General features: G+C 36.3%; 11 protein-coding genes. 3 read left to right on the top strand and 8 right to left on the bottom strand.

Translation table 11 applies throughout. From position 1 onward, the window contains the following. Positions 1-43: 43 nt before the first annotated feature. Positions 44-679, bottom strand: coding sequence for a YesL family protein (locus MUB24_RS20675; protein WP_244707421.1), 636 nt, complete (start codon positions 677-679; stop codon positions 44-46). 205 nt (positions 680-884) lie between these two features. On the opposite strand from MUB24_RS20675, the gene MUB24_RS20670 reads away from it, so the two are divergent. From MUB24_RS20670 to pepF, 3 genes are all read left to right on the top strand, one after another. Then, positions 885-1,640 (top strand): response regulator transcription factor, encoded by a 756-nt coding sequence (locus tag MUB24_RS20670; protein ID WP_244707420.1) that lies wholly within the window; start codon positions 885-887, stop codon positions 1,638-1,640. Continuing rightward, positions 1,627-3,384, top strand: a complete 1,758-nt coding sequence (locus MUB24_RS20665) for a sensor histidine kinase (RefSeq protein ID WP_244707419.1) — start codon at positions 1,627-1,629, stop codon at positions 3,382-3,384. The genes MUB24_RS20670 and MUB24_RS20665 overlap by 14 nt, the downstream gene beginning before the upstream one ends. An 896-nt stretch (positions 3,385-4,280) precedes the next feature. Further along, positions 4,281-6,086 (top strand): oligoendopeptidase F, encoded by a 1,806-nt coding sequence (pepF, locus tag MUB24_RS20655; protein ID WP_244707417.1) that lies wholly within the window; start codon positions 4,281-4,283, stop codon positions 6,084-6,086. A gap of 249 nt (positions 6,087-6,335) precedes the next feature. Here pepF and MUB24_RS20650 read toward each other — a convergent pair whose 3' ends face one another. From MUB24_RS20650 to MUB24_RS20620, 7 genes are all read right to left on the bottom strand, one after another. Continuing rightward, positions 6,336-6,515, bottom strand: a complete 180-nt coding sequence (locus tag MUB24_RS20650; protein ID WP_396426794.1) for a TasA family protein — start codon at positions 6,513-6,515, stop codon at positions 6,336-6,338. Positions 6,516-6,575: 60 nt separating this feature from the next. Next, positions 6,576-10,445, bottom strand: coding sequence for a beta-xylosidase family glycoside hydrolase (locus tag MUB24_RS20645; RefSeq protein ID WP_244707416.1), 3,870 nt, complete (start codon positions 10,443-10,445; stop codon positions 6,576-6,578). A gap of 190 nt (positions 10,446-10,635) precedes the next feature. Further along, positions 10,636-11,682, bottom strand: a complete 1,047-nt coding sequence (gene yjfF, locus MUB24_RS20640) for a galactofuranose ABC transporter, permease protein YjfF (protein WP_244707415.1) — start codon at positions 11,680-11,682, stop codon at positions 10,636-10,638. Next, entirely contained in the window at positions 11,679-12,683 is a 1,005-nt protein-coding gene (locus MUB24_RS20635; protein WP_244707414.1) for an ABC transporter permease, read from the bottom strand. The genes yjfF and MUB24_RS20635 overlap by 4 nt, the downstream gene beginning before the upstream one ends. Further along, positions 12,664-14,193 (bottom strand): sugar ABC transporter ATP-binding protein, encoded by a 1,530-nt coding sequence (locus MUB24_RS20630; protein ID WP_244707413.1) that lies wholly within the window; start codon positions 14,191-14,193, stop codon positions 12,664-12,666. The genes MUB24_RS20635 and MUB24_RS20630 overlap by 20 nt, the downstream gene beginning before the upstream one ends. Positions 14,194-14,494: 301 nt before the next feature. Further along, positions 14,495-16,384 (bottom strand): substrate-binding domain-containing protein, encoded by a 1,890-nt coding sequence (locus MUB24_RS20625; RefSeq protein WP_244707412.1) that lies wholly within the window; start codon positions 16,382-16,384, stop codon positions 14,495-14,497. Then, positions 16,381-16,980: a helix-turn-helix transcriptional regulator gene (locus MUB24_RS20620; protein ID WP_244707411.1), complete on the bottom strand. Its 600-nt coding sequence runs from the start codon at positions 16,978-16,980 to the stop codon at positions 16,381-16,383. Before MUB24_RS20620 ends, MUB24_RS20625 begins: the two co-directional genes overlap by 4 nt. Positions 16,981-17,308: the final 328 nt, after the last annotated feature.

The following is a 17,308-nucleotide window of genomic DNA, read 5'->3' as shown; positions in this document are numbered from 1 at the left end:
TTTTGTTGTATAAAACAATGAACATCTATTGAAACCTAATTTATTAATAGCTGAATTTTCCCTTAAGCACAGTTACTTGATGTATGGCCTGACCACCTACATTCATAATAATGAAAAAGGTTACACTCACCCCCAGCGAAAACAAGATCTGTGGAAAGTATAAGGAGAGATACATCATTCCTCCTGCCGCAATGGCTAATCCAAGTGTCTTTAATGGATTTAACATTCCGATAATAAAAGCATATTGAATATATTTGTATAGCTTTAGACGATATGCGGTATACGTTGGTAAAATATACAGTAAGACAATCATGTACCAAATGGATAAAATATAGATACCTAAACTAATGATTTGATTGATCATTCCCCCTTTATGTACAAAAAACTTCAAATCAAAATAGAGTATAAATCCAATCAAGAATAAGGTAACCGCTAACATATTTACTCTTAAAAAATTTCGTTTATATTCTCGCCAGTAGAACAAAAATATAGGGGAAGAATTATTTTTCTCTATTAACCACTGTTGTTGTATTCTACACAGCGCTGCCGTGGCTGGAAAAATGCCAAATATACCTAGACCAAATAATGTGAAAAGGAACCATAGAAGATTTAAATAAACGAGCTTCAATAAGGAAATACAAAACACATATACGGTTTCCGTTAATTTCGTTTGAACCATTATTATCACCTCTTCTACCAATTAATTGATATTGCTCTTACATTCTATTAAAATGACTGTATAAAAAGAGTATAATAACTTTCCAATCAAAAAAAGGCATTCTATTTCTTATAACCGCCAAAATGTTAAACGTTTTCATAAAAAGGTACCTTTTCTTCTCATGTTCCATAAAGTATGATACCTTTTTCGCGGAAGGAGCCACGATATGTACAAAATACTTTTGGTTGATGACGAGCAAGAAATCCGTTTTGGTTTAAAAAATTACTTTCCATGGAACAATCTTGGCTTTGATGTGATACATGATTGCGAAAATGGAAAAAAAGCCCTTGAGTTTATGAAGGAAAATCTAGTAGATGTCGTATTAACAGATATTCGAATGCCAGTGATGGATGGGATTGATTTAGCTAGAGAGCTTAAGGAAAAGGAAATCCCGATTCAAATCATTTTTCTAAGTGGATATAAAGACTTTCATTATGCACAAAATGCTATCAAGTATGGAGTAAGGGATTATATTGTGAAGCCAGGGAAGTATGAAGAAATTGAAGAGGTTTTTACCGTTCTCAAAAAAGATTTAGATAAAGAATGGCATAAAGTGAAAATGAATCCATCTGAATCTAATAGTTACACGGAAAATATTACGTTGACCATTAAAAAATATACAAAGGAACATTATGCAGATGTCACACTTGAGGATTTATCCCAATTATTGAAAATGTCTCCCAATTATATTAGTACATTTTTTAAAGAAAAGACGGGTATGAACTTTTCTACTTATTTAACAGAGATTAGGATGAAGAAGGCAGCAGATCTTTTGGTGGATTATCATTATAAAACGTATGAGATTAGTGACTTATTGGGCTATAACAGTCCAAAAAGTTTTACTAGAACGTTTAAAAAGTACTATGGTGTGACCCCACGGGAATATAGAAATCAGAGGACTGTATTATTTGATCCAAAATAAAAAATTTTTATTAAAAAATACCTTGCTATTTCTTTTTCCTTTATTAATTCCCTTGTTCGTTTTGGGGTCATTTGCCATAGTCATTACAGATAAATATATGAAGGAATCGATTACTAGTAATAACTTTAATTCCTTACAACAGCTAGAGCAACAAACAAATATAGTATTAAATGAAATGCACCTATTAAATTTGGATTACAACTGGAATCCGGATATTATCCTATCCCTTCAAGATATTCTAGATTCAAATTATTTAACATCGAATCAAAACCAGAAACTTCAATATCAAGAGGGAACACTTCGGCGAAAAGAAATTGTAACACCCTATATCCACTCCATTTATGTTTTTTACAGCAATACTAAAAATCGAGTATTGACATCGCAAACAGGCGTTACAACGATTGATTCAATGAATGATCAGGCTTGGCTTGATGAGTTTGACCCCACATCCAAAAAAAGTGACATTTGGATAAAAAATAGAAATGTAGCACACTTTCCATTTGAAAACCCAGAACCGCTTATTACCATATTTAAAAATGTATTCAAAACCAATGCACCTACCTCCGAAGGTTTAATCGTCTTGAATATACATCAAAATTATTTTGAAGACTTAATAAATGAATGGAATAATTATCATAATCAAAGCATTTTTGTCTTAGATGATCAGAATAACAAATTATATGGCAATAAAAATAGCGAAAAGCTACATGTAGAAAATTGGGATCTTACAAGTGATAAACAAACATTTGAAATTAAAATGGATCATAAAACCTACATTGTAAACCAACTTCATTCGGATAATTATAATCTTAGATACTACTCCATTGTTGAAAAGAATATTATTTATTGGATCCCCAATCAATTACGGTTATTAACAATCATTTTTGTTTTCTTATCTTTTATTTTAGGAATTGCGATCATCTACTACTTATCCAAAAAAAATGCCCAGCATATTAGTGATATTATCGCAATCTTAAATATTACGAGTCCAAAGAAGGAAAGCTTAACCAATAATATCTCCTTCAAGGACAATGAATATCAATTCATCGTCAGAGGAATTTTAAAAAATTATATCAATCAAAATAACCTTGAAAAAGAATTAAATGAAAAAAAATACCAACTCCAATCAGCAGAGTTATCTGCTTTGCATAATCAGATTAATCCGCATTTCTTATCTAATACATTAGCTATTATTTATTGGAGAGCGATGGCATTAACCGGAAAACCCAACAAAGTAACAGAGATGCTGGGAACATTAACAGATATTCTAAATTTCTCGTTACGAATCAAAAGTCATACAGTGACATTGAAAGAGGAGATTGAAAACGCCAAAAATTATATAGATATAATGAGAATAAGATCTCAAAGCGATTTTCACATATACTGGAAATATAAACAAACGGATCTAGACCAACAAGTCTTGAAATTCATATTGCAACCTATACTAGAAAACTTTCTTCAGCATGGTATCCACGATGGAAGCACCAGTAAAATCAGGGTAAAAATAGAGCGCAAAAACAGTCGGATCAGATTTCGCATTACCGATAATGGACAAGGAATGAGCAAACATTCCTTGCAGCAATTACATGCTGAGCTTGATAAAGATGAATATGTCACAAATCATATTGGTTTAGCCAATATTAAGAAGCGACTATCACTCGTTTTTAATAATCATTACATTTTTATCATAAGGAGTAAAAAAGGTTGGGGAACAACCATTTTCATTGAACATCCTTGTGAATGAAATTATGTAATACCAAGAGTAGTAGGAGAGCTTTCATCCAATTGGCGATTCAGCCCCCCTAAAAACCCGGCGTGCGGATTTCACGTCGGGCTCTTCGGAAATAAATCACTGTCAAAATCGTGTCTTTAATGCTTCGCTCGCAAGCTTTAGCTTCCTTAATGATCTGCTCAAATTCTGCCCACTGTTGCTCATCAATGATCGGTTTCTTCACTTTTTCCTATTCTAAGATGGCTTCACATGTTCAGGCAAACATCATTCGACTGATTCTCACATAAGGTTATGATCATGGTTCGTTAATTAAGCTTCATCAAGCCCCTCTCCTTATTGGGCCAGTTGATAAGATATTGCCTATTTTAAAAGTACGGAATTGCCGTTTTGTATAACAATAGGCTTTCATTGATGTCGTCGAAATCGACAGAACCTTAATCGTACGCTGACTGATTTGATTGTTTCTGTCCATGTAAATAATTTCTATAGGAGTATCTGATTCACATGCTCTTTTTAGGAACTGTAACATACAATCACCTCTTGAACATTTGTTCTTATATGTATATTATATAAAAACATACGTTTTCTATTCAAGTGGAAGTTCTTGGATAATGAACAACCGGTTTACTGATTGATAGCAAGGAAAAACAGCGTTTTTTTACTATCTTCTATCCATATTTACTTGAAAAAGGAACCAGACATTGGTACTGATTGGATTATACAGTGGTTAATATTTGTCATCTTCTGTATTCGTATTTAGCATGTTTTTTATATGTATCCCATCGAGATGCTCTATCTTGTTAAGGCGTTAGTGTATCGAGAACCCCCCCATAATTTGGTAAAGTTTATCTTTCTGTATTATACTTATAAAAGTTCGATCACAGTCAAAAGCAAAGGAGCGGATACATTTGGTAAAAAGTTTACCTGCACGAGCACAAGTAAAAGAGGAAGAAACTTGGAATCTGAAAGATTTATTCAAGACGGAAGAGGATTACGAACGGGCAGTTGAGGCAGTGAAAACGGAAGCGGAAGAATTCGCTAAGGCTCATAAGGGTACCATCCAGGATGCAGCGTCTGCGATTCGGGCACTAAAGGCCTACCAAAAGTTGTATGAAAAACTAATCCCCATTGGTACCTATGCCTCCTTATCGGTTAGTGTGGATCAAGCAGATGATCAAGCGCAAATGCGTGATAGCAAATTCGGTTCGCTTGCAGCCAAAATCGCCAGCCAAACATCGTTTGTCATGAGTGAGTTATCGGAGCTACCTACGGAGACGTTGCAACAAGCAAGTCAGCAGTCAGATGATTTTTCCGTCTTATTGGAACGTATTATCAAAGAGAAACCGTATCAACTTCACCCAGAGGTCGAAAAAACATTGGCTGCGTTTTCCTCCACTTTTCAAGCACCTTATAGCTTATACAACACGACAAAATTAGTGGATATGAAGTTTCCGGATTTCCATGTCAATGGCGAAAACTATCCACTTAGTTATGTTTCATTTGAAGGCAGCTGGGAATCAGATCCCGATACCGCGAAAAGGCGCGCCGCTTTCGATGCTTTTTCCGCTAAATTACGGGACTATCAACATACGACTGCTAAGACATACGATATGCACTTACAGGCGGAAAAGACAACCTCCGACCTTAGGGGGTATGAGTCTGTCATCGATTATTTATTGATGGAGCAAGATGTGGACCGCTCGATGTATAATCGTCAAATCGATGTGATTATGAAGGAATTGGCTCCCCATATGCGGAAATACGCAAAGCTTTTGCAAAAGATCTATCAACTGGACGAAATGACCTTTGCAGACTTAAAGATTCCTGTTGATCCTTCTTATGAACCGACAGTGACGATGGAAGAATCGAAAAAGTATATCGACGACGCACTGTCCATCATGGGAGAAGATTATATTAATATGGTCAATCGGGCCTATTCAGAGCGCTGGATCGATTTTGCCCAAAATACGGGAAAATCAACCGGAGCATTCTGTTCCAGTCCCTATGGAAATCATTCATATATTTTGATTTCATGGACGGGCAGCATGGAGGATGTATTCGTCCTTGCCCATGAACTTGGTCATGCAGGACATTTTTACAATGCTTTCCAACATCAGAACTTGTTCAAATCGGATGCATCCATGTACTTTATTGAAGCCCCGTCGACGATGAATGAAATGCTGATGGCGAATCATCTACTGGCAAATTCAGATGACCCTCGATTTAAACGGTGGGTACTTTCTTCCATTATTTCACGTACGTATTACCACAATTTCGTGACTCACCTTCTTGAAGCGGCCTACCAACGAAAGGTATACGAGCTTGTCGATGAAGGCGGAAATGTGAACGCAACGATCTTAAATGATTTAAAACGAGGCGTGTTGGAAGAATTTTGGGATGACGCTGTCGTTATCAATGAAGGAGCCGAGCTAACATGGATGCGCCAGCCGCACTACTATATGGGCTTGTATCCTTACACATATAGCGCCGGCTTAACCATCTCCACGGAAATGGCGAAGCGCGTATTGAAGGAAGGAAAACCGGCAGTCGACGACTGGCTATCCGTTCTACAAGCTGGCGGCTCCAAAAAACCAGCAGAACTTGCTAAAATGGCCGGAATTGACATTACGACAGATCAACCATTACGCGACACGATTGCTTATATTGGCGAATTGATTGATCAGATTGAGCAACTTACAGAGGAAATTGGATAATTCATCTCAAGCCACGATTCCGATTAACCGGAATCGTGGCTTTATCTGTTTGCCTTATAATGGCTGGCATATCGCCTCTCTGTGCTAGGGTTCTGACTAAATACTTTATTTTTTATGGACTGCTATTTATTAATGAGTTATCAGGTAATTTGGAAGAAATTAAAACCTCTTCCAATATCACTAGCAGTTCGAAAATATTAACTTCCGCAAAAACATAAAAGCAGATGGAGAAAAACGACTCGTTTTCCTTCACCCTGCAAAGGTATTTTTCGTTTCTGCACTATCACTAAAATAGGCGTAGGTTCCGCTTCCAATTAATGTCACACCAAGTACCGCCGACAGTAATCCCGTGCTTAATTGTTTTTTGATATTCATCCGTTTTCTCTCCCAATTTTTTAAACTGGTGACTTCTATTTTAGAGCCCCCCATGCCCAGCGAAATCCTTGCATGGGGAACTCCGTATGTTGGTTTGTCAATTTATTAATTGGATTATGCTGCTTTCCATTTCTGAATGAGTGAATCGGCATCTGCTTTCAAAACTTCGTACAGTTCTTGAGAAATCGCGTTGTTTTCTAGCTGGTAATCCAGTAATTGCTTGAAACTTTCAATATGTTTAATAACTTTTGCAGCCGCTCCCTTTTTCTCAAATTGACCCACAGCTGTTAAGTGAACCTCTAATGCTCGGTACGTCTCGGGTGTTAACTCTTCCTGATAAGCAGAAAGTGTTGCCAGCATATCCGATACGGTGATGGGTTTTTCGCCACCGTCTACAGGTTCAAGTCCATCGATGGCAGATTGTAATTCAGTAAGAGCAATTTCTAATTCTTTCTCTGTCTCGATGGTTTTTAACGCTGCTTCCGCCACCTCAATAGCTGATTGTAATGAAGCAAACGATTCTTCTGTATATGTTCCATCTTCATTTGAGATTGCTTTGGCCGTGTCGATCAGAGCCTGTAATGGTGATAAATCAATTATTAATGATTGGACTGTAAAATAGTCAAAATCAGCATTTATATCCCCAGCATTTGTAGATGTTGCATAAAATCCAACTTGAATGTTTTCTAGTGAGATAGTTAATGGATCTGCAGCTTTAATCCATACACTGCCATCCCAATAATACGAAGTTACCTGATTACCAATCTTCTTTAGCTTCAAGTACATTGTATCCGTTTTGGGATGTGATACCATGTTTGACGCTTTACTATATTTTCCGTTTTCCTCTTTGGCTGTTTCAATGCTGTAACCATTTGCAGCGACTGTCGTATCCCAAACATGACCTAACCTGACATAGTTGTCTTCGTCTTCCCAAATATATAGCCCTGCCTGTTGGTGATTATTACGAATAGGTGCTGTAACCTTAGTAGTAATTTCAAAATCACCTTGAGGAGCATCCCTAAGAAATAGGTTTACTAGGTTATTGGTATCTTGATACGAGTCACCTTTAGATGTTCTAATGCGTAATTTCCCTGGAACATCTGTCAGGCTCCATTTCTTATCATTTTCTCTAAAAATTGACCAATCATCTGAAAGAATATCACTCTCAAAATGATCAATCACAGCGCCATCAGCAATGGGTGGATTTATCTGATCGATAAAAGCGTCCATCGCCTTTTCTAATGTTGTTACCATTTTTTGTAATTCTCCACTTGTTATAGAACTGTCATCAGCAATTGCTTGTGCCTCAGCAATTACTTCGTTTAAAGCATCTACAGCATTTTGCCTATATTGTCCCGGCTCTGAACCAACCTCAACACTATCTACAAGCTGTTGAGCTTCCTTGATCATTTCTAATAAGTCATTCACATCCACGATGCCAATTAATTCCCTATGCGCTTTACGAAGTTTATCGAAATCAGCCTTTTCAACTTTTCTGTCATAACTTAATAAACCGTTAATTTCTATTTCTACGTCCGTAATTTGTGTGTAAACAGCCGCACTTAATCCTGGTTCCTCTTTTAACTTTTTAATTCCATCAATCAAGCCAAGATAACGGTTTGTTAGCTGCTCTTTACTATTTTGCATTTCATAATTAAAGACGTTTGCGCTCCACTCATGGCCTGGAACATGTAGGCCTAATCCTCCATACTCTCCTAGTACTGCGATCCGGTCTTTTGTTGGTGTTGGAGAATCTGGACCAACATAAGCGTGAAAGTCAATGACATCCCCAACCGGATAATCAGTCCAACCACTTGCATTAGAAATTAAACGTGTGGGCTCTAATCCCTTTACCCAATTTGTCATTCTTTCTGTATCATATTGCCCCCATCCCTCATTAAATACTGTCCAAAGAACTAAGGATGGAGAGTTATAGTGCTCGTTGATGATCTCTTCAAATTCATGCTCAAATTGATCAGCGTTTTCCTTTGTTGGCGAAGTGTTAAACTGCATTGGCATATCCTGCCAAACAAGCATACCTAACTTATCTGTCCAATAATGGAAACGCTGTGGTTCTACTTTCGCGTGCTTACGAATCATGTTAAAGCCAAGATCTTTTGCCTTTTCGATATCAAACTTCAAGGCTTCATCTGTTGGCGCTGTGTAAAGACCCTCTGGCCAATAGCCTTGATCAAGAGGTCCCATTTGGAATACAAACTCTCCATTTAATAATGGACGAAGTTTTCCATCTACCATTCCAGTTTTAATTTCTCTCATTCCAAAATAACTAGTAACTTTATCAACAACTGAATCATTTTTCATTAAGCGAACTTCTAAGTCGTATAGGAAAGGATCCGTTGGCGACCATAAACGTGGATCTTTTACTGGGATTTGGAGTTCTTCCCCAACATTACCGGTTACTTTCCCTACTTCTTCCCCATCTTTATATGCAATGGCTTCAATGGTCTCATTTGTATTTCCTTCTGCTTCTGTGATTAAACTTACGTGTTCCTTATTAATTTCTGGGGTCATTTTCAAGTTACTGATATGCGCATTTGATACAGGTTCAAGCCAGACAGTTTGCCAAATACCTGAAATAGATGTGTACCAAATCCCTTCTGGTCTTAACCTTTGCTTTCCAAGCGCTTGATTTGTATCTGTTTTATCAATAACTTCAACGATAATCTCATTCTCACCTTCTACTAGATGATCCGTTATATTAAAGCTGAATGCATCATAACCACCTTTATGGTTCCCTACCTCTGTCCCATTCACATAAACAAATGTTTCATAATCAACTGCACCGAAATGTAATAACACATCATCTCCGGACCATGCCTCTGGAACAGTGAAATGACGCTTATACCACATATGGTCCTCATGCCGCTCTATTCCAGAAAGTTTTGACTCGACAGCAAATGGTACAAGAATTTCTTCTTCTAATGTTTTCCCTGTTGGCAAAGAGTCACCCTCTGATGCTGCTTCAAATTCCCAAGTGCCATTTAAATTTAACCACTGATCACGCACCAACTGCGGTCTTGGATATTCTGGAAGTACATGATCTTTATCTACCTCTTCTGCCCAAGGAGAAGAAATTAAATAGGTTGAGTGGTTGTCAACAAGTACTTTAAATGATTCTATTTCTATATTATTCGTTGTAGTAATCTTTCCTTTTCCATCATAAGTTATTAGGAGAGTAGGATTATCCTTACTAGTAATTGGATAGTCCAGCGTAAGAATAATACTTGACTGATCTCCCTTCTTTAATTCAGCTGAGATTATCTTGCTATTTCCTATTTTGGAAAAATGATTAAATATATTATCCGGCAAATCGTTTAAATCATCTTCAAAATTCAACTCTAAACTTTTACCATCCTCATGAATAACGGCACTTGATGGACCAGTCAGCTCGTATCCTTTTGGCAGGAACAAACGCTCTTGAGGCACAACTTCTTTTGCCTGAGAAGGACTTTCCCAATCAAGTCTCAAATATGCGCCACCAAAGTCTTCAAAATATTCAACTTTAATATCATACAATTCTCCAGCATTAAGCGTAATCGGGTCACTGTGTTGTTCATTGTCCCAATCATTTACCCAATGATCGATAACAAGTTCCCCGTCTATCCATAACCTAAAGCCATTATCTCCAATCATAGAGAACCTGTAATCTTCTGTAAATTCAGGTTGAATCTGTCCCGTCCATCTCACAGTCACATGGTCATCTTGTCCAGTTAATTCTTTTAGAATCGGGTTTAAATCTTGAAATCCAATGTTTGGCGTGACAATTGTTGCCGCTTTCTTTCCAAAATCAAAAGCCCCTGGTTGAGAACTAGTATAGAACTCACCCTTTAAACCATTTATTAATTGGCTCTCTGTATTATTTTTAGTTTCTGCCTTTACATGTAAAGGTAGATTTCCCAGCAAGAAAAAGAGACCTAGCAGCAGAATAAAACTAAAGCTTCTTCTACATCTACTTATTCCCAACATTTTACCTCCTTTAAGTAATGTATTCTCCAACGCAGCTTTACTACTAATCATCTAGTGATAACTCAATCCATGCATCACCCCCTTAAAATGAATACTTTAAAAAATCAGATTATAATTGTTATAATGAATTTTATATAAAAAATGTGGGTAGAAACTCATGATAGGTATATTTAAATAGCAGAAAACACTAGGCATTCATCTCTCTATCATGAATAACAGTTGTATCTTTTTGTACCTCAGGATTGTTTTTGTTTCCTATAGATAATCTTCTACGTCTATTCATGACGACAAGTCGTTGTAACAAAATAAAGATAAAAAGAAGGAATCCTACAGCTATTTTTGTCCACCAAGAGCTAAGTGTACCTTGGAACATAATAATCGCTTGAATGATCCCCATACTTAGTGCTCCAAGTGTTGGACCGATGAGATAACCGAAACCACCTGTTAACAGTATTCCTCCGATTACACATGCCGCAATGGCATCCATTTCCATGCCCATTAAGTGTAATCCATATCCAGATAACATATATAGAGTAAATACAAAGCCACCTAATGCTGAACAAAATCCTGAGAATATATATACGAGGATAGTAGTTCTTTGAACAGGCAATCCCATTAACTTAGCTGAATTAGCATTACCGCCGACCGCATATACATTACGACCAAACTTTGTATATTTCGCTATAAAAATGGAACAGATCACTACAATAATGGCTATAATCGCTCCAATTGATAAATAACTGTTGCCGATAATCGGTATTTTTGCACGAGATAAATTGCTGAATATAGTATTCGTAATAACAATACTATCAGTGCTGATTAAAAAACTCGCTCCTCTTGCCAAGAACATTCCTGCTAATGTTACAATCCAAGGATGTATGTCATAACGACTAATTAAAAACCCTTGAAAGGCACCGAATAAAATACCGATAAGTAACATAAAAAAAATGACTACATATGCATTAAACCCTTGCTCAAGTAAAGCAGCGGATACCATACTAATAAATGCAACAAATGCACCAACTGACAAGTCAATTCCACCTGTTATGATGACAAAAGCCATTCCTGTAGCAATGATAATTAAATAGGCATTATCAATAAATAAATTAAAAAATACTTGGGTACTAAAGAAACCGGTAAAAGAGAGGGACCCATATCCATATAGCATCACGATCAGAAGTATGGTCGCCAATATAAATATGTGGTTTTCTTTTATTGTGAATTTGAACTTCATGAGTAAGACACCTTCTTTTTACCAAACTTTGTAAACATGTTTCTAAATTTTACGGATTGGAAAAGGCAGACAATAATGACAACAACTGCTTTAATGACCATTACAATCTGTGGATTAATCCCAATTGAATAAATAGTTGTGGACAAAGTTTGTATAAATAGCGCTCCAACAATCGTTCCACCTAAAAAGTATCTTCCTCCCCGCATGGATGTCCCACCGATGACTACGGCTAAAATGGCATCTAACTCAATCCACAAACCGGCGTTATTCGCATCTGCACTGCTAACATTCGCACTAACAATAATCCCAGCAATGGCTGCACATAATCCGCAAAGTGTATAAACAAGCAAAATAATCCTTTTAGGTTGAATACCAGCAAATTTACTTGCCGTCATGTTATTACCGATTGATTCTAGAAAGAGCCCCATTGCTGTTCTCTTTTTAAGAAACACCATAATAAGAAAAATGGCTACACCTATATAGATAGGAAAAGGCAAACCCCACAGGAATCCGGTCCCAATATACGAATAAATCTCATTATTTATCGTTATAATCTGTCCACCTGTAATTAACTGGGCAATCCCCCTACCAACAACGAGGAGAATCAAGGTTGCTACCATTGGTTGGATCTCAAATACAGAAACGAGAATACCATTCCATAAACCACAAACTAAACCTATTAAAAGAGCCGCTCCTATTGCAAACCAAACAGAATGATTATCTAAAATTGCCGCTGCCAATGCACCTGCAATTGCCAATACAGACCCTACCGAAATATCGATTCCTTCTTGTGCAATAACAAGTGTCATTCCAATAGAAATAAGTATTAACGGCACAACACGATTGAATATGTCTACAAGACTACCAAAAAGATGTCCATTTTTTATTTGAATGGAGAAAAAATTAGGTTCAATGATAAGATTTAATAAGAGGAGTAATAGTAATGCTACAAGTGGCCAAAAGATTTTTGTCTGCGCAAATTTATGCAAGAGTTGCTTCATTCCTATCCTCTCCTTTTGCGATCATGTCCATGATTTTTGATTCTGACATCTCACTACCCTGTAATTCACCAATTTTGTTTCGATCACGCAGAACAATCACTCGGTCACAGCAAGCAATCGTTTCTTCTAATTCTGCTGATATGAAAAGTATGGTTATTCCTTCCGCAGCCAGTTTTAATATTAAATTTCTTATCTCCTGCTTAGACCCTACATCAATTCCTCTAGTCGGCTCGTCAAGGATCAATAGTTTAGGATTAGTTGCAAGCCACCTTGCAAGAATCACTTTTTGTTGATTTCCTCCACTAAGATTATCAATACGCTCTTCCATACTCGGCGTCTTAATCCGCAGTAATTCAATATATTTTTGTGCAATCTCTTTTTGTTCTTTCATTGGTATATGTTTGAGTAAGCCCCTCTTCGTTTGCAGACCAAGTATGATATTTTCACGAACGGTTAAGTCATTTATGATTCCTTCCACTTTACGATCTTCGGGACAGAAGCTCAGACCTTTCTCAACAGCTATCTTTGGATTCATTGTACGGATTTGTTTATTTTCCAAATAAAGAACCCCACAGTCCGCCTTATCAATCCCGATAATCATTTTGGCCATTTCTGTTCTACCCGAACCTAATAAACCAGCTAGACCTAATACTTCTCCTTTTTTAAGTTCTAAATCAAAGGGATTTAACGAACCTTTTCTTGCTAAACCTTTTCCACGTAAGAATGTTTCATTGCTAACTTGCATTTTACGTTTATTTATTTGGTTAGAATCCTCTCCCCATTCTCTACCAATCATTTTGGATACAAGTTCTTTTCGTGGAAGTTTCTTTGTTTCATATTCGCCAATATAATGTCCGTTTCTCAAAACGGTAATACGGTCAGATATTTCATATATTTGATCGAGGAAGTGACTAACGAATACGATTCCCATACCTTCATTTTTTAAATTCCTCATGACTTTAAATAATTGTTCAACCTCGTTCCTGTCTAAACTTGATGTCGGCTCATCTAAAATCAATACACCACTTGATATATCTACTGCTCTAGCAATAGCCACCATTTGTTGGATAGCAGTAGAGTATGATGACAATATTTTTGTCACATCAATATGAATATTTAAACGTTCCGACAAAATTTGTTGAGATCTCTTATTTATTTGCTTCCAATCAATTCTCCCTTTTTTCATAGGCTCTCTACCGATAAAAATATTTTCAGCAACGGACAAATTTTCACACAAGTTTACTTCTTGATAAACTGTACTTATCCCTATATTCTGTGCATCTTGTGGTGAGCTAAGTTCAATTTTTTCCCCTTTTAAATAAAAAGAACCTCCATCTTCTTTATGAACACCAGTTAAAACTTTAATGAATGTCGATTTTCCAGCGCCATTCTCCCCCATCAATGAGTGAATCTCACCGGCCCGCAAATGAAAATTTACATTCGATAAGGCTTGAACACCTGGAAAATACTTGGATATGCCTTCAGCTCTTAACAAGTATTCAGAACTCATTCTAGACACCTTCTTTTTTTCTGAGTTAGAGTTAAATGTTTAGATCGGGTTGGTTCTATTTTAGGATTCTGAACGAATAATGTATTTAGAAAAAAAGGTGCTTTTTTAACATATTCTGTTTAATCCCATTATTACGCATTTAACGTATACAGACGGAAGTATATTCATGTAATACTGTCTCATCAGCCCTAAACATACGTATTTTCGGATAAATCAAAAAAAGGGCATCCAATAAACCAATAGCAAATTGGCTTTTGGGTGCCGGTTTCATTCACTATCCGCTCTTTTTATTCAAAGCTTTTTAATAGTTCCTTTTTTTCATTTCCTTCTTAGCCTCTTCTTGCGTAAATGTTTCTTCAGAAGTAATAATTTTCATAGGTACTTCTTTTCCAGCATGTAATTCTTTAGCAGCTTGCATAATTTGTGGTCCTAATAAAGGATTACATTCAACCGTAAAGTTTAATTTTCCCGTACTTAGCGCATTAAATGCCTTTATTGTAGCATCGATCGAAATAATTTTTATGTCTCTCCCTGGTTTCAAGCCATAATCCTCAATTGCCTCTATCGCTCCAATCGCCATATCATCGTTATGCGCATAAACAATATCAATTTTATTTCCATGATCATCTAACGCCTGTTCCATTAATTCCCTTCCTTTACTTAACGTAAAGTCACCCAATAGGTTGTCGATAATTTGATAGTTAGGGTAATTTGACAGTACCTCTTCAAAGCCTTGCTTTCTACCTACAGCAGGAGCTGAATTTTTTGTTCCTTCTAATTCAATTATATTTACGTCCTTTAGGGCGGCTTTATCCATTTCATTTATTAACCAACGGCCAGCACGTCTACCTTCTTCAACAAAATCCGAGCCAATAAAAGAAGTCCATAGAGTACTATCGTTCACATCAATTTCCCGGTCGGAAAGAATAACTGGTATACCAGCATCTTTTGCTTCTTTTAATACCTCTTCCCATCCATTCTCTACTTTTGGAGAAAATGCTATAACATCTACTTCTTGATTAATAAATTCCCGGATGATTTTTATCTGTTTTTGTTGATCATTATCTGCATTCTTAAATATAAGGTTGACGCTTAATTGTTCTGCTGCATTGATAACTGATGCTGTATGTTCATTTCTCCAAGCGCTTTCACTTCCAACTTGGGCAAAACCTAATGTTAATTCATTTTCTCTTCTGCGTTTCCCACTTATATTACTTTTCTGATTTAAGTATTGATCTATATTATCTTTTTCGGATACTTTATGATTTCTCAATATTACTTTCTTTGGTATTTCTGACCTCTTCTCTAAAATATCGACAGCATACTGAAATGCTTGTTTTCCACCTGTTGGTGTGATAAAAGTTGTGTCAATAATTCCTTCATTAACAAGTTGTAGTCCACCCTTGGGATTCGTAACCCCATCACTCCCTATTATTTTTATTCCTTCGAGTCCAAGTGATTGCACCGCTCGGTATGAACCTAACGCCATAGCATCGTTATGTGCATAAATAAGATCTGGCCTTTGATTCATTCGCTTTAGTAAAACTGTTAGTTCATCTTCTGCCTTATCCCTTTGCCAGTTGGCCGCGATAGAATCAATAATCTCTATGTTGCTGTTTTCCGATATTTTTTCTCTAAAGCCTTTGCTTCTTTCCTCCGCTTTTGAAGCACTTGCCATACCTTTCACCTCTATTACCTTACCACCCTCATCTCCTAATAAATCAATAGCGACTTCAGCAGCCATTTCACCTATAAAATGATGATCTGACCCAATGTATAAAGTGTAATTATATCCTTCAACCCCTCGTCCAAGTACAATAACCGGTATTTTTTTATATATCGCCGATATTACTGGTGTAAGTGCTGATGAATCTTCAACTGATACAATTAATAGATCAATACCATATTTATTTAACATGTTAATATCCATGATTTGTTGCTTCGTACTTTGTGCTGCATCCGCATAAATCACACGAATATTGTCATGTTTTGCTTCTTCCGCACGAAGCTCTTCATTCATTAATACTTGCCACGGTTCGTGCAAATTTGGTTGAGAAACACCAATGACAAAATCAATGAGTGGTTCGGTATTTGTTTCCACATTTTTGAATGGAATTTGATATAGAATAATAGTTAATGTAAGAAGCACAATTAGCAAAATAACCACTCGATAGCAAAACAATTTAATCATTGCTTTTTAACTCCATTCCGGAATTCAGTCGGTGAAATACCTACCACTTTTTTAAATGCATTACAAAAGTAATGTTGACTACTATAGCCTACCATCTCAGCTATTTCATAGATTTTTAAATAAGGATCCTTTATAAGTTTTAAGGCTTTATTAATTCTTACATTTGTCAAATAATGAACAAATGAAACACCCAGTTCACTCTTTATTTGTTTGCTTAAGTAAGTCGGATTTACCTGGACTTGATCGGCAACCTGTTTTAGGGATACAGATTGTTCAGAATAATGTTGATCAATATAGTTTTTAGCAAGTACCACAATAGGAGTTAAGTTCTGACTCAATTTCATATCTTTTATCAACTTTTTATAGGCAAAAGGAAAATCTAAAAACGATTCTAATACAATCTCATTACAAACAACTACTTTACCAATAAATCTTTCCAAATGATTAATAATGTCCCTATTTAACTCTAGTAAGAGTCCTGTTTCAATATTCGGAATTAATAAAACAATATGCCCCGTTTGGTCCTCGAATAGCTCTGTATTAGGATAATCAAAAAGAATATCATCAATTATATTTTTCACTGCAAAATGTAACAATAATTCGCTCCAGTTTTGTTCCGAACCGCTAATATTAATGCCCTTAACCACTTCAAATATGGATATGCCAAGACTTTTGTGACTGATAAACTAGATTTAACAGTTTCCGATAAATAATATTTTACACTTTTAAACTTGGATGGTTGGATTCTTTGTCCTCCTGCCCTAGGGCAGGAGGACAAAGAAAAAACCAGAACTTACAATCATTTATTCCTATTAAAATATTTCTCTATCACTGTTATATTGTTATTCGTTGATGATGATTTACAGTGATGGAGGACATGAAAGGTGGACAAGTTTGAAGTGTATGTAGACATTCGTCAATTAT

Origin of the sequence: Lederbergia sp. NSJ-179, assembly GCF_022867885.1 — a bacterium.
Classification (GTDB): domain Bacteria; phylum Bacillota; class Bacilli; order Bacillales; family Bacillaceae_C; genus Lederbergia.
The sequence above is the reverse complement of the archived record's forward strand: the minus strand, read 5'-3'. Positions and strand labels throughout refer to the sequence as shown.

Coding starts and splice junctions, on each gene's coding strand:
- MUB24_RS20650 (WP_396426794.1), bottom strand. CDS start 6,515: ATGGGGGGCTCTAAAATAGAAGTCACCAGTTTAAAAAATTGGGAGAGA.
- yjfF (WP_244707415.1), bottom strand. CDS start 11,682: ATGAAGTTCAAATTCACAATAAAAGAAAACCACATATTTATATTGGCG.
- MUB24_RS20625 (WP_244707412.1), bottom strand. CDS start 16,384: ATGATTAAATTGTTTTGCTATCGAGTGGTTATTTTGCTAATTGTGCTT.
- MUB24_RS20670 (WP_244707420.1), top strand. CDS start 885: ATGTACAAAATACTTTTGGTTGATGACGAGCAAGAAATCCGTTTTGGT.
- MUB24_RS20675 (WP_244707421.1), bottom strand. CDS start 679: ATGGTTCAAACGAAATTAACGGAAACCGTATATGTGTTTTGTATTTCC.
- MUB24_RS20630 (WP_244707413.1), bottom strand. CDS start 14,193: ATGAGTTCTGAATACTTGTTAAGAGCTGAAGGCATATCCAAGTATTTT.
- MUB24_RS20635 (WP_244707414.1), bottom strand. CDS start 12,683: ATGAAGCAACTCTTGCATAAATTTGCGCAGACAAAAATCTTTTGGCCA.